Origin of the sequence: Paenibacillus sp. FSL R7-0048, assembly GCF_038004505.1 — a bacterium.
In the GTDB taxonomy this organism is placed as follows: Bacteria; Bacillota; Bacilli; order Paenibacillales; family Paenibacillaceae; genus Paenibacillus_AQ; species Paenibacillus_AQ odorifer.
Genome location: NZ_JBBORF010000001.1, coordinates 990,131 through 1,014,026, shown reverse-complemented (window position 1 = coordinate 1,014,026; position 23,896 = coordinate 990,131). Strand labels below are relative to the sequence as shown.

16 protein-coding genes are annotated in these 23,896 nt (G+C 45.0%); 7 read left to right on the top strand and 9 right to left on the bottom strand.

Annotation, left to right across the window (positions count from 1 at the left end; translation table 11 throughout):
* Window positions 1-20: 20 nt before the first annotated feature.
* The 4 genes from NSQ91_RS04365 to NSQ91_RS04350 form a co-directional block, all read right to left on the bottom strand.
* Window positions 21-1,007: a Gfo/Idh/MocA family protein gene (locus NSQ91_RS04365; protein ID WP_038568824.1), complete on the bottom strand. Its 987-nt coding sequence runs from the start codon at window positions 1,005-1,007 to the stop codon at window positions 21-23.
* Between the two features lie 250 nt (window positions 1,008-1,257).
* The gene (locus NSQ91_RS04360; protein WP_036680744.1) at window positions 1,258-2,031 is read right to left on the bottom strand and encodes an SDR family NAD(P)-dependent oxidoreductase; all 774 of its coding nucleotides are present in this window, start codon (window positions 2,029-2,031) and stop codon (window positions 1,258-1,260) included.
* A 77-nt stretch (window positions 2,032-2,108) separates the two neighbouring features.
* Window positions 2,109-2,921, bottom strand: a complete 813-nt coding sequence (locus NSQ91_RS04355; protein WP_081386450.1) for an acetoacetate decarboxylase family protein — start codon at window positions 2,919-2,921, stop codon at window positions 2,109-2,111.
* A gap of 29 nt (window positions 2,922-2,950) precedes the next feature.
* Window positions 2,951-4,891, bottom strand: coding sequence for an NAD(P)/FAD-dependent oxidoreductase (locus tag NSQ91_RS04350; protein ID WP_076219701.1), 1,941 nt, complete (start codon window positions 4,889-4,891; stop codon window positions 2,951-2,953).
* A gap of 121 nt (window positions 4,892-5,012) precedes the next feature.
* Between NSQ91_RS04350 and NSQ91_RS04345 the strand changes: the two genes are divergently transcribed.
* Window positions 5,013-6,287, top strand: coding sequence for a PucR family transcriptional regulator (locus tag NSQ91_RS04345; protein WP_340916534.1), 1,275 nt, complete (start codon window positions 5,013-5,015; stop codon window positions 6,285-6,287).
* A gap of 87 nt (window positions 6,288-6,374) precedes the next feature.
* Here NSQ91_RS04345 and thrC read toward each other — a convergent pair whose 3' ends face one another.
* The 5 genes from thrC to NSQ91_RS04320 form a co-directional block, all read right to left on the bottom strand.
* Window positions 6,375-7,766 carry a threonine synthase gene (gene thrC, locus NSQ91_RS04340; protein ID WP_340916531.1) on the bottom strand — a complete coding sequence of 464 codons (1,392 nt, stop codon included), beginning with the start codon at window positions 7,764-7,766 and terminating at the stop codon, window positions 6,375-6,377.
* A 248-nt stretch (window positions 7,767-8,014) separates the two neighbouring features.
* Complete coding sequence (locus NSQ91_RS04335) at window positions 8,015-8,518, bottom strand: CYTH domain-containing protein (RefSeq protein WP_036680734.1); 504 nt, start codon at window positions 8,516-8,518, stop codon at window positions 8,015-8,017.
* A 1,658-nt stretch (window positions 8,519-10,176) separates the two neighbouring features.
* Window positions 10,177-11,142 carry an alpha/beta fold hydrolase gene (locus tag NSQ91_RS04330; protein WP_076194460.1) on the bottom strand — a complete coding sequence of 322 codons (966 nt, stop codon included), beginning with the start codon at window positions 11,140-11,142 and terminating at the stop codon, window positions 10,177-10,179.
* A 333-nt stretch (window positions 11,143-11,475) separates the two neighbouring features.
* Window positions 11,476-13,629: an alpha-galactosidase gene (locus NSQ91_RS04325; RefSeq protein WP_076305088.1), complete on the bottom strand. Its 2,154-nt coding sequence runs from the start codon at window positions 13,627-13,629 to the stop codon at window positions 11,476-11,478.
* A 25-nt stretch (window positions 13,630-13,654) separates the two neighbouring features.
* A complete protein-coding gene (locus NSQ91_RS04320) occupies window positions 13,655-16,207 on the bottom strand; it encodes a beta-mannosidase (RefSeq protein WP_076194383.1) in 2,553 nt (850 codons plus the stop codon).
* 312 nt (window positions 16,208-16,519) lie between these two features.
* Between NSQ91_RS04320 and NSQ91_RS04315 the strand changes: the two genes are divergently transcribed.
* From NSQ91_RS04315 to NSQ91_RS04290, 6 genes are all read left to right on the top strand, one after another.
* The gene (locus tag NSQ91_RS04315; protein ID WP_076194381.1) at window positions 16,520-17,866 is read left to right on the top strand and encodes an ABC transporter substrate-binding protein; all 1,347 of its coding nucleotides are present in this window, start codon (window positions 16,520-16,522) and stop codon (window positions 17,864-17,866) included.
* Window positions 17,867-17,973: 107 nt separating this feature from the next.
* Entirely contained in the window at window positions 17,974-18,867 is an 894-nt protein-coding gene (locus tag NSQ91_RS04310; RefSeq protein ID WP_076105422.1) for a carbohydrate ABC transporter permease, read from the top strand.
* A gap of 2 nt (window positions 18,868-18,869) precedes the next feature.
* Complete coding sequence (locus NSQ91_RS04305) at window positions 18,870-19,703, top strand: carbohydrate ABC transporter permease (protein ID WP_076130664.1); 834 nt, start codon at window positions 18,870-18,872, stop codon at window positions 19,701-19,703.
* Window positions 19,704-19,738: 35 nt separating this feature from the next.
* Window positions 19,739-21,571, top strand: coding sequence for a cache domain-containing sensor histidine kinase (locus NSQ91_RS04300; RefSeq protein ID WP_076130665.1), 1,833 nt, complete (start codon window positions 19,739-19,741; stop codon window positions 21,569-21,571).
* A 17-nt stretch (window positions 21,572-21,588) separates the two neighbouring features.
* Window positions 21,589-23,088: a response regulator transcription factor gene (locus NSQ91_RS04295; protein WP_076194378.1), complete on the top strand. Its 1,500-nt coding sequence runs from the start codon at window positions 21,589-21,591 to the stop codon at window positions 23,086-23,088.
* Window positions 23,060-23,839 (top strand): spermidine synthase, encoded by a 780-nt coding sequence (locus NSQ91_RS04290; RefSeq protein ID WP_081387266.1) that lies wholly within the window; start codon window positions 23,060-23,062, stop codon window positions 23,837-23,839. Before NSQ91_RS04295 ends, NSQ91_RS04290 begins: the two co-directional genes overlap by 29 nt.
* The last annotated feature ends 57 nt before the right edge of the window (window positions 23,840-23,896 follow it).

The following is a 23,896-nucleotide window of genomic DNA, read 5'->3' as shown; positions in this document are numbered from 1 at the left end:
CCTGCTCCCCATTCTATTTATTATAAATCTGAGGCATAGCGGAGACCGATCTGTGCTCTGGCTTCCTCCATAATCTCTGCTGCGGCCATGGAGTTCTCATGAGTATTAATTCTGCTCTCCCGTTCACCATTCTTAATCAAGTTGATGAATTCTTCCACCTCATAATACATAGGTTCAAACACCTGAGGCAACGTAAGCTCCTCAACTGTACCATCACGATAGTAAATTTTCACCTGATAAGGCTCATTGATTTTGTCGATCACCATCGTACCGTTCTCTCCATGAATCTCAGCTGGCAGATAGGAGTCGGAAATCTTGGAGTGCATAACTACCGCATCCATATCGTCATACTTCATAATGAGACTTCCTTCACCATCCACACCTGACGAGAGCATGACACCCACTGCCTGTACTGATTGAGGCTTGCCAAAGAGCACTACCATTGGATACAAACAGTACACTCCAAGATCCATTAACGAGCCATTGGAAAAAGCGGGATTAAACGCATTTAACACAGTCCCCTGCCGGTAGGCATCATATCTGGAGGAGTACTTACAGTAACTTGCAAAATAACGGCGAACTTGGCCGAGTTTATACAAATTATCACGAATCACTCCAAAGTTCGGCATAAAGGTCGATTTCATCGCCTCTACCAGTAGCACATCATTTGTGCGCGCAGCTTCAATCATAGCTTTAAGCTCCGTACTGTTGGATGCAGCCGGTTTCTCGCAGAGCACATGCTTGCCGTGATTTAAGCACATAATCGCTTGTTCTGCATGCATAGAATTTGGGCTGGCAATATATATAGCATCTACATCTTTGCTTTTCACCATATCTTCCAAATTCGTATAAATTGTAGCTCCCGCATATTTAGCAGCAAAGGCCTGACCTTTCTCCATTGTGCGAGAGTACACGGCTGTCAGGATAAACTCCTCATTCTCCAAGCCGGCTTGCACGAAGCGGTCTGTAATAAAGTTTGTTCCAATGACCCCGAAACGAATTGTCATGATGTTATCCCGTCCTTTTTAGTTATTACTAACTCTACATGCTATTTTCTCACTCATAGGTAGTCATGTCTACTTTTTAAGGCAAATTAACGACAATTTCTGATAAATTCAGCAATTCTCTTGTTATGGCGGAGCACCGCTCATCGTACAACGCAAAAAAAGGCGTATCCCAGCCACCCTTTCATGGCTTTTGAGATACCCTTTTTTTGGAGTTACAATCATTCCCCGAGCTTACAGAACCAGATGAACTCTATATAATTGTCCAGCCGCCATCTACAAACAAAGTCTGACCTGTAGTGTAGCTGGAAGCATCTGAAGCAAAGTAGAGCACGGCGCCGTTTAATTCTCCCGGATTACCAGGGCGCCCCATCGGACACACTGCGTTGTACATTTTTAGCGCTTTTTCTGCAAATAATGTATTCTCAGTCATTTCAGTTTTGAACAAGCTTGGTCCAATCGCATTAACAGTGATACCATGCTTAGCGTAAGTTGCCGCCACCCCTCTTGTCAGATGGATCACTCCACCTTTAGCAGCATTGTAAGAATGCGTAGGAACCGAAGCAGAAGCTGTAAGGCCTAGCATTGAGGCTGTATTGACGATTTTGCCGTAATTCCGTTCCTTCATATGCCGGATCACATGTTTCGACATCAGGAAAACACCTTTTAAATCCGTATCCAGTACCCGATCCCAAGCTTCTTCTTCCAGCGCCTCAATCGGAACCGCATCCACCACACCAGCATTATTCAGCAGAATATCAATTTTGCCAAAGGCTTCCATAACCTTTTGAACAGCCACAATAATCTGGTCCTCTTTTCTTACATCACACTCGATAGGAATTATTCTGCGTTCAGGGTATTTAGCCCGGATATCCTCGGCTACTGCTACAAGCTTGTCATATCTTCTAGCCAAAATAGCAATGTCTGCTCCTTGCTCAGCAAGCATCTCTGCGAATTGTACCCCGATCCCACTGGATGCTCCTGCGATAATAGCTGTCTTACCCGTCAAATCAAAAAGGTTAGTCATTCTAATTCCTCCTAATGTTTAGTTAGCCGATCCTTCTTCGGTTTCATTTCGCACAAACTCACTTCAAACACGTAGGCTTATACTGAGGAAACAGGTTGCAAATTGTTCTCCCACCAGTCCCAGCGGAGATAGCAGTATGGAAGATACTCCATTGGATTCAGAGGCTCCAGAATTTTACCTTTTTCAAGCACATTTGTACTGACGGTGTAAACCGCGCCCAGCATATTCACAACTTCAAGCTCACTCCAAGGATCATGCGGGGAGTCTTGGAAGGTGATAGAGGCTTCAGCCGCTTTATAGACTTTAACCTCACTTACTAAACGCTGTGTGACCAAGGTTGGCATCAGATCGAAGCCGTTTCCGTCAATTGCATTGGCATATTTGATGTTATACAAAGGGATATCTTTGCCGTAATATTCCTCCAGAATCTTCTCGGCTCCATTGTCATTGAAGTGTCCATCCATAGTGGCTTTTACGTTGAAAAAGTCAATGCCATGCCGGCCGATTGCCCCATCAATGCCATCTTCTGAGGTGTTCATACGCACATCGGCCATTTTCTTAGGCAGCCCACATACTTCCCGGCCCATAGCCATCCCGATATCGCTTGTAATAGGCATCGACAGGCAGTAGTTGCCTAATTGTCCGTTATAGTCCGCTAGAACGAACAATCCAGCTTCACGATAAGGTGGACAAAAGTTCGTAGCTGGGTAATTGGCGATAAAAGCATTTACCAGCGGCCGGCTTGTTGGCTTCAGTGGCTTCGGCAACAAACGCTCGATAATCTCTGGTTTGGTCTCCCAATACACCGTCAGCATCTCTGCATCATAAAAGGTGGTTGGCTTGCCTCCGTATTTCTGCATATCTGCGAAACTTTTCACAAAACTCACCATGAATGAACCCTCCTTAGATTAGTAACCCTTTAGTTCAGCACAAAAGCCGTTTCGAATCCAGATTGAATGGCCTGTCCGATTCGGCCTGGCTTGCCTGCATCGCCGATCACCTTCACATTAGGCAGTACCTGCTTCAACTCATCAACAAATGAGCGATCGGGTGTAACACCAATGGATAATACAACAGCATCCGTCTTTTTCAGCGAAGTTTCCCCCGTGGACGTATTCTCAAGCACAATCGCGCCATCCTGCACTTCTACCAGCTTGGTTGATGCTAAGAGCTCCACGCCGTTCTTTTTCAGTCTAGTCACAATGTCGATCAGATTTGGCAGATAGGCATCTGGACCAACCCGCGGCTGCATTTCCACCACCGTGACCTGATTTCCCATATCGGCTAAATATTCAGCCGTTTCCAGCCCTGTCATGCCGGAGCCGATGACCACAGCCTGCTTGTTCTTAATCACAACTGACCCACTAAGTACGTCAACAACGGTGCAGACCGCTGCCTTCTTTACTCCCGGAATAACAGGCACTATAGGCTGTGCCCCAGCAGCAACAAATACCGCATAAGGGTTCAGTTGCTTCAGTTGTTCCAGCGTAGGTTTCGTAGAGAGACGGACATCAACATCCAGATCCTCTAACTGATGCTGCATATTATCAATAAACCAGTTCAGCTTCTCCTTCAATGGTGGCCGGCTTCCCAGCTCCACGCTGCCGCCTAGCACATCTCTGGCTTCGAACAATACAGGTTTAAAATCTCTGAGCGCCAGAATCCGTGCTGCTTCCATACCTGCTGGACCCCCGCCGATCACAGCTACTACTTTGCCAGCGCCATCTTTGGTTGGTTCTGCAAATTCAAGCTCACGGCCCACTCTGGCATTGACAGCACACTTGATTACCTTGCACTCCATTACTTCCTGAATACAGTACAGGCAAGAGATACAGGTTCTGATCTCTGCTTCTTTGCCTGCTGCCGCTTTGTTACCCCACTCCGGATCGGCCAGTTGGGCTCTTCCAAGGGCTACAAAATCCGTGTTTCCTTCCTGTAGCAGACTCTCAGCAAATTCAGGCTTACGGATCACATCACAAGCAATCACTGGAATTTGCACCGCTTGCTTAATGGCTGCGGAGAGATGTTTTTTCCAGCCTTGCGGGTAGGATATCGGCTCAATGATCGTATTGGATGATTCATAAGTGCCGGAGCTTACATTTATGCAATCCACTCCGATGCTTTCCAGATGTTTCGCAGTCTGGATAGCCTCATCCAGTGTAATCCCGCCTGAGACAAATTCATCGCCGTCGATTCGCACCGATACAGGGAATCCTGCGCCACAGGTCTTTTTGATGCCAAGCACAATTTCGTTCAGGAATGACATTCTACCTTCCAGTGAACCGCCATATTTATCAGTTCTCAGATTGGTAAGTGGGCTCAGAAACTGTCCTACGAGATAGCCGTGGGCACCATGGATCTCCACACCATCAATACCTGCTGTTTTAGCTATATAAGCTCCGAACACAAATTTACGAACTAACTCTTCTACCTCTTCAGTAGACAGCTCCCGGGGCATTTCCCCAATCGCTGAAGACATCACTGCGCTAGGAGCAACAATTTGTTTGCCTCCAATAAGCCGTCCGTGATTTTGCCGGCCCGGATGCTGGAGCTGAAGGAATATTTTGCTGTCATGACGATGCACAGCTCTTGCCAGTTTCTCCAGACGTGGCACAAACAGCAAGTCACTTGCATTCAGCTGGTTCGGTGTACCTACTCCGGTCTCATTATCCACACGCGTAATTTCCGTAATGATTAGACCACAGCCACCTGCGGCACGTTCCTCATAAAAAGCAATCATTTCATCCGATGCTTCACCACTGGCCGCAGCCAGTGACGTTCCCATAGCCGGCAATACAATTCTATTCTTAAGTTCAAGGCGTCCAATTTTACCTGCTGCAAACAGTTTTTCATATTTCATCTGCTTAGCACCTCCACCTTTAGTTTAAGGCGTCCAATACTTTGTGAATATATTTACAAGCACCAAAAATCACTTCTTTATAGTGCATATTGCACTATTATTGAAACAGGGGGCGATATGAATGGATGTTTCCTTAAATGAGCAAGTATCAGGTAAAATCGAAATGGAGCATTATACCGCATCTTTGTTTACTGCATACATTTCAGGTGCAGGCCTTTCAGCTATCGTACAGACAGCTGCCGAGCTACTGCAGAATCCCGTCATTGTATTTGATTGCAGCTTCAAAATTGTAGCTCACTCTGACCTTTCCGATATCGACGATTACATATGGAGTGATAATATCGGCAAAGGTTATTGCTCTTACGACTTCATTGCGGCTGTGAGCAAAATGAACAGTGTCCAGCGTGGGAAACAAAGCGATGAATCTTATGAGGTAACCTGCGAGGAAACATCAAACTCCAAACTGATCTCCAAAATAAAAGTAGCCGGCAAACAAATCGGCAATGTATTGCTTCTAGGATGCACAAATCCTTTTCGCGCCAGAGATAACGAGCTGCTGTCCATCACCGCTACCATACTTGCCGAAGAGATGGGCAAAAATAGCTACTATCGCAACGCCAAAAATATAAAAGTTGAAGATTTTATCTGCGCATTGCTAGAGGAACAGCTTCAGGACAACCGGATTATTCAGGACAGGATGCGGAGTGCAGGACTAAAGTTCGGGAATCAGCTGCTTGTGCTGCTGTTCGATCTTACCTGGTATGAGGGTTCAGGCCGTTATGATGATTATTTAAGAGAACGTTTGCAACAGCTTTTTCCGGGCAGTCCTTCCACCTATTATGACGGGCAGATTGTAATGATCCATGATGGAAACCTCTCCAAAGAGCTTGTAAATAAGCAGCTGCAGGAATTTCTAGCCCAAACCGGCATCTCGCTTGGCATCAGCAATATGTTCACTAATCTTACGCAATGTAGGAGACACTATCTTCACTCCCGAAATGCTATTCGGATCGGTTCCATTCTCAGCCCGCAGCAGAAGCTGACTTACTATTCAGATATCCAGCTCTATGAGATGCTCTCTGCTGATGTTGTGTTTAACGAGGATAATAACTACTACCATCCAGAGCTGCTCAAGCTTCAAGAATACGATACTTTGCACCAGTCCAATCTGTATCATACCTTTTACGTTTATCTCAAAAATAACCGGAACATGCAGATTACCTCAGACGAGCTGTACATTCACCGGAATACACTCAGATATAAGCTCGATCTTATCAGCAGACTGCTGGACACCGACTTTACCGATTCTGAAAAAATGCTGGCGTACTATGTCTCTTATAAGGTCGCTGCTTTTTGTGAAAAAGCTAGGGAGCAGACCCGTACGCCGCAACGTTAATGTTAGAAGCTACTATAAACACACAAACAGCCCCCGTTCTTATCCCAAGAACGGGGGCTGTGCTGTGAAGTTGAACAGTATATGATATTACAATCCGTAAAAAGCTTGCAGCTGACGCACGATTTCATCCTTGTCATGATCCACTACGGTTTGATGTTGTGGCATCTCGAACAATGCTTTAATCTGTGCCGGGAATTCCTGCTTAATATCGATCAAAGTAATTGCCTCATCAAACTTAGCTGGATGTGCAGTCGCAAAGGTAATGCCAATCTCATCCGGGCCATTAAAGGCTTCGTAAGCCGCGATTCCACATGCTGTATGTGGATCAAGCAGGTAGCCGTATTCTTTTTGATACTTAGCGATCGTATTCAAGCATTGATCATTCTTCACACCCAGCGCTGCAAAATCCTTCTGCACCTGCTGAAGCGCCTCGCCTTCAACCGTAATCTTGCCTTCGGTTTGCAGCTTGGACATATACGCGGATAACTTCTCAGAATCCTCGCCTACCAGATAATACAGATACCGTTCGAAATTACTTGCCACTTGGATGTCCATCGAAGGGCTGTAAGTGCTTGTGAAATTACCTGGTTTGTATTCGCCAGTATTCACGAAACGCTCCAAAATATTATTTTCATTCGTAGCAATGATCAGCTTGTTAATAGGAAGCCCCATTTGCTTAGCCAAATAACCCGAGAAAATATTACCGAAGTTACCGGAAGGCACGCTGATATTAATCTTCTTCTCGTTGCTGCCATCGACATGCAGATATGCATAGAAATAATAAACAGTCTGCGCCAGAATCCGCACAAAGTTAATGGAATTGATTGCACGCAGATGATACCGACCTTTAAAGTCCAGATCTGCGAACAGATCCTTAATCACCTTCTGGCAATCATCAAAGTTACCATGAACAGACAGATTCAGTACATTGCTGTCGTCCACCGTAGTCATCTGCAGCTCCTGCACTTTACTTACCTTGCCATGTGGATGGAGAATACAGATCTTGATGCCTTCTTTGCCGCGTACACCTTGAATGGCCGCCGCTCCAGTATCCCCAGAGGTTGCACCGAGGATGTGGATGATTTTTTTTTGTTTTTTGGAAATATATGAATACAGCTCACCCATAAACTGCAGCGCTACATCCTTGAAAGCAAAAGTAGGCCCATGGAACAATTCAAGGACATATAAAGAATCATCCACTTGGTGTATAGGCGTTACTTCAGGTGTGCGGAAATTGGCATAACTGGTGTTGACCATTTCCTGCAAATCCTCGTAAGGAATCTCATCATTGGTGTAATAGGCAACAATCTTCAGGAACAACTCCTGATAGCTGAGACTTCTCCACTCTTCCAACGTTGCTGCTGAAACCACTGGAATCTCGGATGGAACCATCAGCCCACCGTCGTCCGCAAGTCCCATCAACACCGTATCAATAAAACCTTTAGGTTCCACATTACCTCTTGTGCTTATAAACTTCATGCTCATCCTCCTGAACCCCTCGTTAATATATGACAAGAATATATGATAAGAAGAAACAACGTTGTCGTCCTATATAGAAGACAACTGTTTCTCGCAGAAATATAAGGCTATTATAGTTGCACCACTTATAAATTCTTATAATTAACTATAAGTTTCACCCTAAACGTTATCCTTAAGCCAGTTAGGGATGATAAAGCTATTTCTGCTTGTTTTCCCTATATACTACCACGTTTACGCGCTAAAGTCCGTTAATTCTTTGTCTTATTTTGCAGCTCTCTCCAGACCGTTTTGTTGCTGTACTGCCGTTCTGTACTAACATCCTTACCGAACCATTCCGGCTCTTTAAAGCTTTCCGCTTCCTCCAGAGATTCAAATTCAACCTCCAATACGGACAATTTCAGCTGGGAATATACGTCGATCTCAACCGTTGTGCCATTCCACACCGCTGTAATTCGCTCTTTGACCAAAGCTACCGCATTTACCGCTTCGATCATCTGATTATATAAACCCTCTGAGATAAAATATTCGATCTCTTCGCGTTTGATCCCTTTGCCATCCTTAAACGTATGCGTGTAGGTTACCTCACCTGAGTCCAGATCCGTAATTTTACGCACACGAAGCTCTTGACCACCATCTATTGCCAGATATGTCTGATCGATATTATGACGGGTAACAATCTTCAATTCTCCCTTTTGAATCAGCTGCTCCGGAAATTCCGGCAGCAGAAACTTGCGTTCGATCTCCAAAGCCATGATGTTTCGCTCCTCTTCGTGTCATATATTTTTATATTAATAATCATCATAGGGGTGTGACAAACCCAAGTCAATGTGGATTATAGGGAAATAGGACATGCTCTAGCTTAAAAAAGGCTACCGTGGTGTTCTTTGTGGGATTTATGGAGGTTATGGAAAGATAGGGCTCACCATAGATTACTGGAAACTACGGATAATTAGCGAGTCAGCCGGCGATCATTGGAATCACCATTCGATGAGTTGCTCCGTGTGCCACTGGTGAGGCTCCCCCATTCGATTAATTGGTTCCGCTCCACTGGTCGCACTCATTCGATTAGTTGGTTACTCGCCACTGGTCGTACTTACCCATTCGATTAGTTGGTCACGCTCCACTGGTCGTACTCACCCATTCGATTAGTTGGTCACGCTCCACTGGTCGCACTCACCCATTCGATTAGTTGGTTACTCGCCACTGGTCGTACTTACCCATTCGATTAGTTGGTCACACTCCACTGGTCGTACTCACCTATTTACTTACGGACCGTATAGCCACTATTTGCGAAAAAAACGCATATTTGAGATGGTATCGGACTCAGGTGCGCTATTTACTCCAAAACACCCCATCCGGTCGCGATAATTAGCCAATAACGTCGCTGGTGTCCGAAAGTAGCCTCAATTGCCTCTTTTCTAGCAAATAAGGACTTCTGAGTCCGATCCGGAGCAGGGTACCTAGGAACCTAGCAGCAACCAAGGGAACTCTCCATCATATGCAGTCAGCCCCTTCTCATTCTTATCACCGACCAAACCCTAAAGATTAGACCATCGTTAACTGGTGGAACCCCCTCATACTCCCTCATACTCCCTCATACTTTCTCATACTCTCTCATACTCTCTCATACCACCCCTACTCCCCATTCACTTACGGACCGTATAGCCACTATTTGCGAAAAAAACGCATATTTGAGATGGTATCGGACTCAGGTGCAGCTATTTACTCCAAAACACCCCATATGGTCGCGATAATTAGCCAATAACGTCGCTGGGGTCCGAAAGTATTCCCAATTGCCTCTTTTCTAGCAAATAAGGACTCCTGAGTCCGATCCGAAGCAGGGTACCTAGGAACCTAGCAGCAACCAAGGGAACTCTCCATCATATGCAGTCAGCCCCTTCTCATTCTTATCACCGACCAAACCCTAAAGATTAGACCATCGTTAACTGGTGGAACCCCCTCATACTACCTCATACTCCCTCATACTTTCTCATACTCTCTCATACCACCCCTACTCCCTATTTACTTACGGACCGTATAGCCACTATTTGCGAAAAAAACGCATATTTGAGATGGTATCGGACTCAGGTGCAGCTATTTACTCCAAAACACCCCATACGGTCGCAATAATTAGCCAATAACGTCGCTGGGGTCCGAAAGTAGCCTCAATTGCCTCTTTTCTAGCAAATAAGGACTACTGAGTCCGATCCGAAGCAGGGTACCTAGGAACCTAGCAGCAACCAAGGGACTCTCCATTAAATGTAGCCGACGCCTTCTCATTCTTATCCCAGACCAAACCTAAAGATTAGACCATCGTTACTGGTGGCACTCCCCCATATCTTACGGACTAATAAAAAACCGAACGAAAATCAGAGGAAATCCTGAAATCCGGTCGGCTCGACGGCAGCACTTATTTTATTTCTTTCATAAATGCCTGAAAGTCTTTTACGATTTCTTTTGCTTTAGTGCGATATAAATAATGTCCCTCTTCAAACTTCACTATTTTTCCATGCACAGAGTCCTTGATTTGCTTTTCATGCTCTGGTATCCATCTATCCGTTGCTGGTTGATTCGCTTGTATAAAGAAAATAAGAGGAAGATTTTTAGGAAATGTTAAGCTTTCAGCTGATTTAAAATTAGAATACATCATTCCAGCTTCATTTAATTGGGTAGGATTAAATATGTTTTTGCGATTGATCAGTCTCATTTGTTCTTTTGTTTTATCATCAAATGGTAGTTCAGCAATTGGGTCAGCACTAAATTTCATTTGCAATCTGATTAAACCTGATTTTTTGAGCAGATTTATAGCTCTTAATTCCGAAGCTTCGATCTTCCTCTCGCTTATCGATGGAACACTACTATCAAGCCCGACAAATGCACTCACTTCATTTTCATACTTGTTAACATAATCTAGTCCATATATGCCTGAAATAGAGTGGCCCATTAGAATATAACGGTCAATATTAAGAGCCTGTAAAGCTTCATGAATTTCACTTACAATATTCTCTGTGCTGCGCTCCTTTTTGGTCAGATCACTTAATCCATACCCAAAAGGCTCAATCATGACAACTTTGTAAAACGGCGACAGTTCATCTATTAATGCTTTAAAATCAAGAGCTGGCGCTGCTGTGCCATAACCCGGTAGTAGCACGACTGTTTCTTCACCTTTTCCTTGAATATAAACATTCATGTTTTTCCCATCTACGGGTACTAACTGACCATAGGGTTCTATTTTATTTTGTTCCGATTTATTGCTGATCAAATTAACTGTATAGACAATAGCGAGAAAAAGCACGATTGCGATGATTATTGCTCCTACTACTTTAAGTAGTATGTTTAGTATTTTACTTGTTCTCGTGCCCGCCTTCATTTTCATTTTTTCTTTTATTTCCACTCGTATCTTCTCCTGTCATCAGCTGTGTTTTGGACTACCATAACTAACTGCTAAGCTAAGATTAACCAATGAAGATGTACTCTCTATGACCTCAATATGAACGGAATATGAACATGCAAAAAAGCTATAGCGTCATGCACAAGGGTAGCTGCACAGGATGCCATAACAGGAGGAATATATGTGTGGAGGTGGATACGATCAAGGCTGCCTTGCCATCCGCAGCTTCAGCTGATTCAGCTGATTCAAATTCATCTTTGAACAAAAAAAGCAAACCACGAGCTAGGCTCATGGCTTGCTGATGACTTGCAATAAACTCTATTCCTGCACCTTCAATTTATAACATCCGCTAACAAAATCCTGCTGGATATCCGGCAGAGCCAGTCCAGCCTGCATTAACCGATCACCACCGTAAACCTCACCACTTGCCTCCAGAATGTAATCCAGCTGCGGATTTAAACCATTCAGCTTCAGGCTAAGGCGGGGCGGGTGCGGCACAGCCATTACCCGGAAGTAATAAACTAATGCCTCTCGCTGATCATCGGACACGAACATCCATGCTGTCTCATTGCCCTCAAACGGGCTTTGCAGCCGGTACAGATTCCCTTGCTGCACAAGACTGCGGATTTGTTTATAGTTCGCAACCTGCTCCTTCACAAGTTCCTTCTCTTCGTCTGTAAACTTCGTAAGATCCAGCTCATAACCGAAATTACCGGACATAGCTACATCTCCACGAAAAGACAGCGGGGTGATCCGTCCTACCTGATGATTCGGCACGGCAGACACATGCGCGCCTATCGAACTAACCGGATACACCAGACTTGTTCCATACTGAATCTTCAGTCGTTCCACAGCATCTGTATCGTCACTGGTCCAGGTCTGCGGCATGTAATGCAGCATGCCTGGGTCGAAGCGGCCACCACCACTACAGCAGCTCTCGAACAGGATATGCGGAAACTCTGAAGTTATTCGCTCCAATAGCTCATACAGACCAAGCACATAACGATGAGCGGTTTCCCCTTGGCGTTCAGAAGGTAACTCTGCAGAGCCAATCTCCGTTAAACAACGGTTCATATCCCATTTCACATAACTAATGGGCACGGTCGAGAAAATCCGGGACAGTGACTCATAAATGTACTGACGTACATCCTCCCGAGTATAGTCCAGCACCAATTGCCAGCGGGCTTCGCTACGGCGGCGTCCCGGCACATGCAGACACCAGTCGGGATGCTTACGATAGAGCTCGCTGTCTGGCGAGATCATCTCCGGCTCGAACCAGAGGCCAAACTGCAAGCCTAGATTGTTCACACGCTGCGCTACATCAGACAATCCGCCTGGAAGCTTGCGCAGATCCTCTACCCAGTCTCCGAGAGAGGAGTTATCTGCATCTCTTTTGCCAAACCAGCCGTCGTCCAGTACGAATAGCTCTATCCCGAGTTTCGCTCCTTCCGCCGCAATCGACTCCAATTTATCCGCATCGAAGTTGAAATAGGTGGCTTCCCAATTGTTGACCAGAATGGGCCGTTCCTTATCTCTATATAACCCTCTGCATAAACGGGTCCGGTACAGGCGATGATAGGTTCTCGACATTTCCCCGATCCCCTTGGAAGAATACACCATCACTACCTCTGGGGTCTGAAATTGTTCTCCCGGCTCCAGCAGCCAGGAGAAATCAAATGAATTCAGCCCCATCGTAAACCGGGTCATCCCGAAGGAGTCGACCTCTGCCTCAGCTTCAAAGCCTCCACTATATACAAGACTGAAGCCGTAGGCCTCTCCATGATTTTCATCCGTTTCAGGTTTCACCAGCGCTGCAAATGGATTTAACTGGTGGCTGCTCATCCCTCTGCGGCTCCCAATGGTCGTACCCCCTTGCACCAGACGTCTACGGGTCAGATTACCTTCCCTTGACCAAGCTCCTGCCAAATAGATCATATCCATATCGCCAGACGAGAAATCGACACTAGCACTCAGTGCACGCTGCAATCGCAGCTGTGTTTCCCCCGCATTGGTGAACTCCACAGAGCGGGTGATTACGTTGGTATGTTCAAAAACCGTATAGCGCAAATTAACACTCAGCTTGGCGTAATCATCCTTAAGTGTAAGCTCCAACGTCTGTGCTTCTTGCGCAGACTCAACATATACAGATGGCAGACCTGGCAGTGAGGGTTTACCCTCAACTACCCGGTACCCGCTGTATTTCAGCTCTGTAATACGAGTGCCGTCTTCGAGCCGAACTTGATAAGCAGGTGTTCTGAAATCTCCCGTGCCGTATTGGGGATATTCCTGCGGGAGCCGGTCGAGACCCGTATTTCCTCCCAGATTCAACAGCCCTTCCAAATTGCTGCCACTACGCAGCTTCTTGCCCCAATACACATGTGCCGGATAATCATTAACAAGCTGAAGAATATAACTCATCCCTGCGCTCTGTAAATGGAATAATCCCTTATCTTCCTGAACTAAAATCCCCATGTGCCAGTCCTTCTCTCCTTAGGATTTACAGCAAATCTTCGCTCACAAAATCAACCATCGATTGAACCTTTAGCCCTTTAGGTGCGGCAGGAATCCAGTCTCTTCCATCGTTCCCGCGTTGTGAGAACTCTATCGTCTTGGTCTGACCTGGGAGAAGGTCAAAATAATTGTCAGAGAATATTCCTTCCTCTTCCGAAGTCAGGTATACACCTCTAGCCAATACATCACTGGTCACGGTGAAGCTTAATCCACTGCTCTCTGGAGTTTCCAGCACGGTAATTACTGAGCGCTGCAATGGAATTTCTTTTTCCGGAGTAAAATAATGCAGCTTGTGATCTATCACCTGGCCATCCGCCTGCAAGCCAATTCCAAGCAATACATCACCCACCCCTTGACCTTCTAGCAGCTCTGCCACAGGAGACGAGAATACGATAGCAGCAGAATCAGCTCCCAGCTCAACGGGATGTGCCCACTCTCGCAGCACCGAACCGTTAAACTGATACAAAGTAAGCACCAACTCAGCGCTCACTGCTGTTCTTAAATCAGATACGACATGAACGTCTACCTTCTCACGGTCTGTACCGTCGATAGACAACAGAACATCTTGGAAGCTTGAACGCACGGTATATTGCAGGGCTTTCCAGCGCCCGTTATAATCCATGCCCGCCCAAGAAGCCACCGGCCAGCAATCATTCATCTGCCAGTATAAAGTGCCCATACAATAAGGTTTATTTCTTCTATGGCTTTCAATCGCGATTCGGATCGCTTCGGCCTGCAGGATTTGACTCATATATAAAAAAGCTTTGAAGTCCTTTGGCTGCGGCAGATACATATCCATATATTCTTTGATCAGCAGATTACCGCGACCATTCTTCTGATGCGCCAGCATCACCTCTGAGGTAAGCTCCAAATCCTGCTCTTCTGCATAGCTCATTACCGTTTTTAGTTCCGGGAACGACTGGAAGCCATATTCACTCATGAAGCGGCCAACCTTTGTATTATAGTTCTCAAAAGGCTCGATTCCGTGCCACACGCCCCAGTAATGCACATCCCCTTCGCCCACAATCCGTGTCGCATGCTGATTAATATCGCCAGTCAGCTCCCGCAGCGGCGAAGACGGCCAATAGTCCACTCCCGGATGGAACGCGGCTACAGCCTCCGGCAGAATACGGTGGAAGATTTTAATATAATCGGCCCACATTGTCGTTCTTTGCTCAGCGCCGAGTTTTTCTTTCCAGCCCCAGCCCATATTTTCCTCGAACTGTGACCAGGCCGAATCAATCTCGTTGTTGCCACACCATAAGGCGATGCAGGGATGATTGCGCAATCTTTTGACGTTATATTCGGCTTCTTTTTTCACATTTTCTAGGAACGCCTCGTCCCCGGGATACATACTGCAAGCGAACATAAAGTCCTGCCAGACCAGCAATCCGTATTCATCACAGAGCTGATAAAAAATATCTTCTTCATATATACCGCCGCCCCAAACGCGCAGCATATTCATATTCGATTCTACTGCCGTGGCAATTTCATGCCGATACCGCTCCTCGGTTACTTCTGTGGTGAAGCTGTCATTTGGAATATGATTGGCACCTTTGACGAAGACGGAAACTCCATTCAGTGCAAAAGAAAACGAAGCTCCTTTGGCATCACGCTCCCGAATCAATTCAATACTGCGGAGTCCGGTTTTTACACTTTTGCTAACCTCTACTTCCGCATCTTGTATCAATTCTGCCTGGAATGTATATAAATGAGGCTCTCCGAGCCCTCTGCACCACCAGAGCTGTGGCTCGGATATAACAATATTCATCTCTAATTGCTGCATGCCTTCTTCTAAAGTAACCGCTTGCATCCACTCCAAACCATCGGCACTTATTCGCAGCATTCCCCGCCAAGCAGCAGGAGCATCCACTTCAACAATTGCGGTCAGGCGAGCTTCTTCCTTAGCAATCACATTTTGACGGATATAGAGGTCTGTAATTTGAACGGTGTCACGTCCCACCAGAGCTGCCGCACGCCATATTCCACTGGTCAAGAAACGCGGGCCCCAATCCCAGCCGTAATGATAAGGTGCTTTGCGCGCAAAAATACTAATCCGTTGTTCATCTAATCCCCCAAGCTCGGATTGATCATTCGAGGCAGGCAGCGCGTAACCCAGCTTCGCTAATTTCGGTAAATCTTCCTTAACCACAGAGCGGAACTTCACCCGTATATTATTTTCTCCAGTCTTTAACTGATCTTTGACATCCACTTTCCATGCCAGAAACATATTATCAGCAGCGAGCACATGTACATTATTCACGTACACATCTGCATAAGTATCCAGTCCCTCAAAAACTAGCTCCGTACAAGCAAGCTCCTGCCACTCTTCCCCCAACTGCAACGAGGTTTGATATTCCCAGTCCTTCTTATCGATCCACTGTAGATCATGTTCATTTGTTCCATAAAAGGGGTCTGAAATCTTCCCGTTCTTTAGTAAATCCGTATGGACTGTACCTGGCACAGTCGCCGGAAGCCACTCCTCATCACCACAGCCTCTAAATTCCCACTTCGCAAGATTCATATGCAAATGTTTCATAATACCTCCTAAAAGTTTTGTAAGCATAGACTTCTCTGAATGACTTCGCGCAAAACTCGCTTCGGAAGCAGATGCCTAAAGTTTTGTAAGCATAGACTTCTCAAAAATAGCATAAGACTTCAATTAATTCATTGAACCCTTTTGATATTCTTTGTATTTTGTTATCTGATTGTTAGGTACATGCTAATTATAAACGCAGAAACAAAACAAATAAAGACAATAAATAATAATACAATACATTTATTAACGGCTTCGATAAAGCTATAATGTTCATGTAAACGCTAACAATAAAAACGAAAAGGGGATTGAGCTATGAGAAATAAGTTATTTTCGTTATCCTTTGTTATGATTATGGTCTTATCTTCAACACTTGCTGGCTGTGGTTCGAATAATGACAACACCACGAATAACGGTGCTGCCGCAACTGAAAAGCCCGCAGCAACTAACGCAGAGAATACCGGCGGTGACACGAATGCAACTGCCGAACCTGCAGCAGGAGCTGATATCAGCGGCAAAATCACCTTCCTAACTAACAGAACAGATATGATCGGCAAAGAATATGACGAATATTTAAAGCGCTTTAATGAAAAATACCCGAACATTAAAGTCGAATTCGAAGCTTCCCAAACCGACTATAACCAACAGGCTAAAGTCAGAATGGCCAGCGGCGAGCTTCCAGACGTTATGTTTATTCCTTCCATCCCTAACTCCGACCTGCCAAAATATTTTGCTTCACTGGATGATCTCGGCTTGAACGATCAGATCACCTTTAAAGACTTCAAATCCTTTGATGGTAAGCTTTACGGAATTACTACAGGGAACTCTACTTCCGGTATTGTTTATAACAAAACAGCATTCACTGATGCCGGCATCACCGAAACGCCTAAGACTTGGGATGAATTCCTGGCTGCCTGCGAGAAGCTGAAAGCAAAAGGTGTTATTCCAATGTCCTCTAACTTTAAAGACAAATGGCCACTTGGTACTTGGGCTTATGACACACCACGCTTAATTGAAGGCAATCCTGATTTTCCAAATGCTAAGCTGAGCTCTGAAACACCGTTCACTATAGACAACGGTTATGGCAAAGCTTTCAGCCTACTTAGAGAGCTCAATGAAAAAGGCTATCTGGAAAAAGACATCAACTCCACCAACTGGGAGCAATCGAAAAAGGACATAGCTTCCGGCAAATTCGCCATGTACTATCTTGGCAACTGGGTTATTAACCAAGTCATCGGAGCAGGCGCTTCTTCAGACAATGTTGGCTTCTTCCCATTCCCTTATGACAATTCGGGTAAACCATCCGCTACCCTTAGCCCTGACTTCTTCTATGCCGTTGCCAAAAACAGCAAAAATTTAGAGGCAGCTAAAGCCTTCGTAAAATGGATGATTGAAGATTCAGGTTATGAGGATTTCGCCGGCTTTATCTCTCCATTAAAAGGCAAGGAATCCAATCTGACTCAGCTGAAAGAATTCCAAGCTACCGGAGTAGAACTGGTAGAAGGAACTGTTGACGATGCAAAGGTTACAGAAATCGGCAACAAGGCACAACTGGATCTCCCTGCTGTTGTACAGGAATTTGTACTTGCCAAAGATCCACAAACCGTATTAGACAAGTGGAATAAAGCTTGGGCTAAAGCCAAGAAGGACCTCGGTTATTAATTTGAGCTTTTGATTCGAAGTACACTACGGAGCAAAATGGATTATTGCTTTTACGGATAATCCATTTTGCCTTTCCATACCACGTTTTTATGAAAGAAGGGCTAGCGATGTTCGGAACACTTTCCTATAACAAACAGAAGACGATTATCATTGTATCCTTCCTCACGATTCCTTTGTTGCTGCTCGCAACATTCACGTATTATCCGGCACTCAAGCTGATTTATTACAGCTTTACGAATTGGGATGGCTATAGCCCTGAGAAGCCTTGGGTCGGTCTCGATAATTACCGCGAAGTCTTCTCCAACCCCGATATTTTCAAGGTATTTACCCATAACTTTGCTTATTTCGCGATGGGAATTCTCCAGAATATCGTCGCTATTTATTTTGCGATTGTGCTCAATAGTAAGTTGAAAGGAAAAAATGCATTTCGAATCTTATTGTTCCTCCCTTACATTATGAACGGTGTCGCCGTCGCCTTTATGTTTGGTTATGTCTTTGACACCACCAATGGCTCTCTGAATATGTTCCTGAATAGCATCGGTCTTACCGGACTAGGACAGACCAGTTGGCTTGGAACAGAAGGACTGGTTAACTATTCTCTGGCGTCCACAGGATTTTGGCGTTTCATGGGTTATAACATGGTAATCTACATCGCCTCCTTGCAGGCCATTCCAAACGATATCTATGAGGCCTCAAAGATCGATGGTGCCGGACCTTTTCAAACACTTTGGAGAATTACTTTACCGAATATGAAGCCAGTCATCCAGCTTAACTTATTTCTTACCGTCACAGGGGCACTGGAAGTATTCGATCTCCCCTTCGTGTTGACCAAGGGCGGCCCCGCAGGCGCCAGCGAAACATACGTACAAAAAGTTGTAGATACTGCATTTGCTTACAATAATTACGGCCTCGCTTCTGCCATGAGTATTATTTTGCTTTTCTTTGTCGTCATCGTACTGTTAGTACAGCAACTAGTTCTAAGCCGGGGAGGGGACAAATAGATATGACATACTCCAAATTTCGCTTCACAGATGTTATTAAATACTTCTCGCTGCTTATCGGCGTATTTGTTGTACTCTTTCCTCCGTATGTGGTCATCGTCAATGCCTTTAAATCCACTGACGAATTTAACAGCAGCAGCTCCATGGCACTGCCAAAAAGCTTTTTGAATTTCGATAATTTCACTGCCGTTTTCCAGCGTGGGGGTCTACTTAACGGATTTGGTAATGTGTTAATCATTATAGCTATTACTTTAATTCTGAACATTCTGTTCGGCACTATGGTAGCATTTGTATTGGGACGCTTCTCTTTCAAATTGAAACCCGTAGTCTTTGGTGCATATCTAGTAGCCACCATTATTCCTAGTATCACGACACAAGTAGCGACTTTTGGTATCATCAAAAGCATGGGGCTTTACAATACACTTGGCGCCCCGATCGTGCTTTATATTGGAGCGGATGTAATTCAAATTATTTTATATCTGCAATTTATCCGTAATATTCCCGTGGATCTCGATGAAAGTGCGATGGTAGAAGGTGCCTCTCTGTTCAGAATCTATCGGTCGATTATTTTCCCTTTACTTACGCCAGCTACGGCTACTTTGATTATTCTGAAAACCATTAGCATTTACAATGACATGTACATCCCTTACCTCTACATGCCGAAACAAAGCCTTGGTGTAGTTACGACGATCCTAATGCGTTTTCAAGGGGTCAATTCGGGGGAATGGAATTTAATCTGTGCGGCTATTCTGCTTATCCTGCTGCCAACAGTAATTCTATATTTCTTCCTGCAGCGTTACATCTTTGAAGGCGTAACCAGTGGAGCGGTCAAATAAGGTAGGTAGCTTATTACAGGAAAGGAACAACGCAAATGCTATCATACATCCGGTTAACTTTACGCAAAATGTGGTTGTTCCTTGCCAATCTACCGATGGAGCGCAAGCTGATCGTTATCTTTGTCTTTCTGATCTCTCTGCCGATCACTTATGTAAGTTATCTATCGTCCCGCTCCATGTTCAACTCGGTTCTTGTGAATGCGACTGACGGTGCGGGTCAAATGACATCGAATGCTTCAGATACCATCGACCGATATATTGCCGACCTCAAAAGATATACAGCCCTGCCGCTGTATAACACCGATGTGCAAGTCTACCTGACACAGCAAAATACCGACTGGGAAAAAAATACGGGCATGGCGATGTTCCTTAGCTATTTGAATCATACTAAGGAAGAGATCATTGCCGTGTATTTGGTGGATCAGTACGGTTCTGTCTTTTATGATAAAGACGCTGGAATTAATGAACTGTATCCAGAGGAACGATTAGCCAAATGGAGAACCATGAGTGAAGATGCCGGAGCAGCGCCTGTCATTCAGGGCAGACATACGATCCGCACCAACTCGAATGTCCATAAAGAGGTCTTTAGTGTTCTGCGTACGATTAACTCTGTAAGCACATTACAGAATATAGGAATTCTCGTTTTCGATGTAGACATCAATCTGTTTAAGGGCATTATCGATCCCGTAAATGCAGTTACGCAAGGAAACACGTTCATTGTAGATAACAATGGAGATCTGATTTATGCCAGTGAAGATTCCGCGGTTCCGAATCTGGCTGCCGATACACAAACTCTGAATACAAAGCTGTTGCTGCAGCAAGTAAATCAGCAGCAGGATCATTTTCAAATAGACTTGAATGGCCAGTCTTATCTTGCAGTGTATACCGTCTCGAAACAGACCGGGTGGACCACTATGGTTACGATTCCTTTAACACGTATCCTGTCCCCTGTACAAAAGAATCGTAATACGCTTATCTTGACCACACTGATTATCATTGCTTTTGCACTTTTTGTTGCGACTATAATTTCCCATGCCCTGACCAAACCCCTTAAATCCTTGGTCCGCTTAATGAAACGAGTGCAGCATGGTAATCTGGATGTCTGGCAGCATTCCAAATATAATGATGAGATTGGGATGCTGGGCAGTCATTTTAATCGGATGATCATAAGGATCAAAGATCTGTTACAAGAAGTGTCTATCACGGAGAAACGGAAGCAAAAGGCTGATATGCGGGCGCTTCAAAACCAGATTAATCCCCATTTTATTTATAATACGCTGGAATCCATCCGCATGCTTGCAGAGAGCAATGATGATCCACGTGTGGCGAAGCTAACCTATTTACTTGGGCTTCAAATGCGTTACAGCATTGTCCGAAACGAAGAGGCTGTTACAATTAGACAAGAGCTGGATCATGTGAGAAATTATTATCAGCTGTTGGAAATCCGATTCCCAGACAAGTTCAGACTTAACATCGACGTGCCGGACGAATTCCTTCATCTTCCTGTTATTAAGCTTGTCTTTCAACCGATCGTAGAAAATGCTGTCTTTCACGGTTTGGATCAAAAGGTAGGACCGGGCACCTTGAGCATCACCGCATGGAGCGAGCATGGAGATGCCGTATTCTGTGTAGAAGATGATGGGATCGGTATGGATGAAGCCACCCTTCGTTCCTTAAACAATAGTCTGCAGACTGGAACGGACAATGAAAGGTTCGGGATTGGACTACGAAATGTAAATGAAAGAATTCGCCTGCATTACGGCAGTTCGTTTGGTCTGCTTGTTGAGAGTGAGCTTGGAATCGGCACTCGTGTTACCCTGCGCATTGCGGATATTAACGCTAAATTCAGTGAAGATGAATTTATTTAGGAGAGGGGCTGCTCAGATTGCTGCGTATTGCGATTGTGGATGATGAGATCTTAATCCGCGAAGGACTGGCCCGAATGATCAGTAAAGAAAGCGCCGAATTTCTGGTCATCGGCACCTACTCCGACGGAAAACATCTATTAGATAAGTTAAGCACACTTCAACTTGATGTTGTGATTACAGATATTCGTATGCCGCAAATCAATGGCTTGGAGCTGATTAAACAGTTAAAAGCCACCCATCCGCAGATCTACTCTATTCTAATGAGTGGATTTGTTGAATTTAATTATGCCCGAGAAGCCATCCGCAGCTCAGCTGTAGACTATTTATTAAAACCAATTAATAAAGAGCAGCTGTTCGAGCTGCTTTATCGGCTAGACAAAGAACGGCAGCTCGCGCGCGACAAGGAAGAACGCCACCGTTCCGGGCTTTTATTGACAGTCTTACATATCGAAGAGCCCTCTTCCCCTCTCCTATTATCCAGCCTTACCTTGCCCCAGCCTTATTTCTCGGTCTTTGTCCTCAAAGGGAGCGCCAGAGAAACCGTCTGCTCCTGCGCAGACAGTCTGCGGCAAGAGAAGGCGTTGAGCTTCGACAGCTTGGAGATTCAAAAAGGACTCTACGTCTGGATTGTATATTCTGCTGAGCCGCTGTCAGACAACGATTTAAAAGATATCGGTGACATTATGCGGATATCTGCACACGGAAAGATCCTACATGTAGGTACCAGCGGTTGTTATAATGAGGTATCCAAGCTTAGACAGGCATACCTAGATGCTAAACAAGCCTGCAACATGGGCATATATAATCCGGAGCCTGTACATTACGCGAATATTCAGAACATTCAACAGCCGGAGATGAACCTCCTGGATCACTTTAATACAATTAGAGAACCGCTGATCCATAACCTGCAGATTCTGAATGTGACAGGCGTCTTAGAATGGATTCATGACCTGTTCTCAGTGCTGAAAGCACAACAAGCCGGTCCTGACCAAATTCTCCGGGTCTGTCGCTGGGTTGAAGAAACTGCACAAAAGGAACTGCAAGAATTCGAGGCCCGCAATAAAAGTGTTCCCGACCTCAGGTTGGACGACAGAATCGCGTCCAGTATGAGCTTTTGCGACATTGAGGAGATGTTTACCGCTCATTTCACAAACATTCTGACCGAAATCAGAACCCATCGTCTGGAGATGTCCGGCACAGCCATAGAAACCATAAAACGCTGGATATCCGCTAACTATAATCAGCATGCAGATCTGAACACTTTGGCAAATATGGTTTTTTTGACTCCAAGCTATTTAAGCAAGCTGTTCAAGCAAGAGACCGGACTTACACTGACGGACTACATCACGGAAATTCGGCTGCGCAAAGCCAAACATCTGCTCAAGAATGCTCCCGACCTGAAGGTTCACGAGATTGGGGCAGAGGTTGGATATGGCGATCCCGCCTACTTCAACAAGCTTTTTAAACGTGTTGTCGGGGTTACACCCAATGAATATAAACGAATTAGTATTGTATAAGGAGATCGATCACTTGCATTCAGAGCTTCAAAGAAATAGCGAAAATCATGAAATAACCGTCTACGACACAACAGAACTATATGGTGAAAAAGGCTCCTTCCGTGTTATGCAGTTCTCGAATCATGCCACTCAAGGTGCGATGGATCTTAATGACCCGCAACGAATTCTCTTTGAATATCCGCGGGCCATCATTCACTTCATGGAGTTCAACCTCCCCTCTTTTGAGGATGTTTTTCTTATTGGGCATGGAATTGGAACAATTGCCGGACATTTTCCGGATAAAAGATTTAAAGTAGCCGAGCTAGACAAACAAGTAGTCGAATTAAGCCGCCGCTGCTTTGGATATAGTCAAGATAACGTAGTGATCGGTGACGGACGTCAGATCCTTGAAGGCGAAGCCCCGCAGGTATATGATTACATCATTTTGGATGCCTTTACTGCCGCTGGTACACCAAGGCATTTGATCTCCCGTGAATTTTTCAGTATTACCCGTTCGAAGTTGAACACAAGCGGATATATTCTCATGAATCTAATGGGAAAAGGTGAACATGACCCGCTGATCAACGCGATTTATACAACGCTAGCCGAAGAGTACGCCTATATCAGAGCCTTTTCCCTGCCTTCAGAAGGGGCCGCCGATATCCAAAATATCATTATGGTTGGCGGCAGCACCCCTATCCGCTTTCAAGCCCGCCATTTGGCTGGCTTCAAAGAAATACAGCTGGGACAAGGATATCTGATTCAGGATTAAATCAGGATTAACTATAAAAAATGACCTCATCCTCCACTTCACTGTGGATTTCGAGGT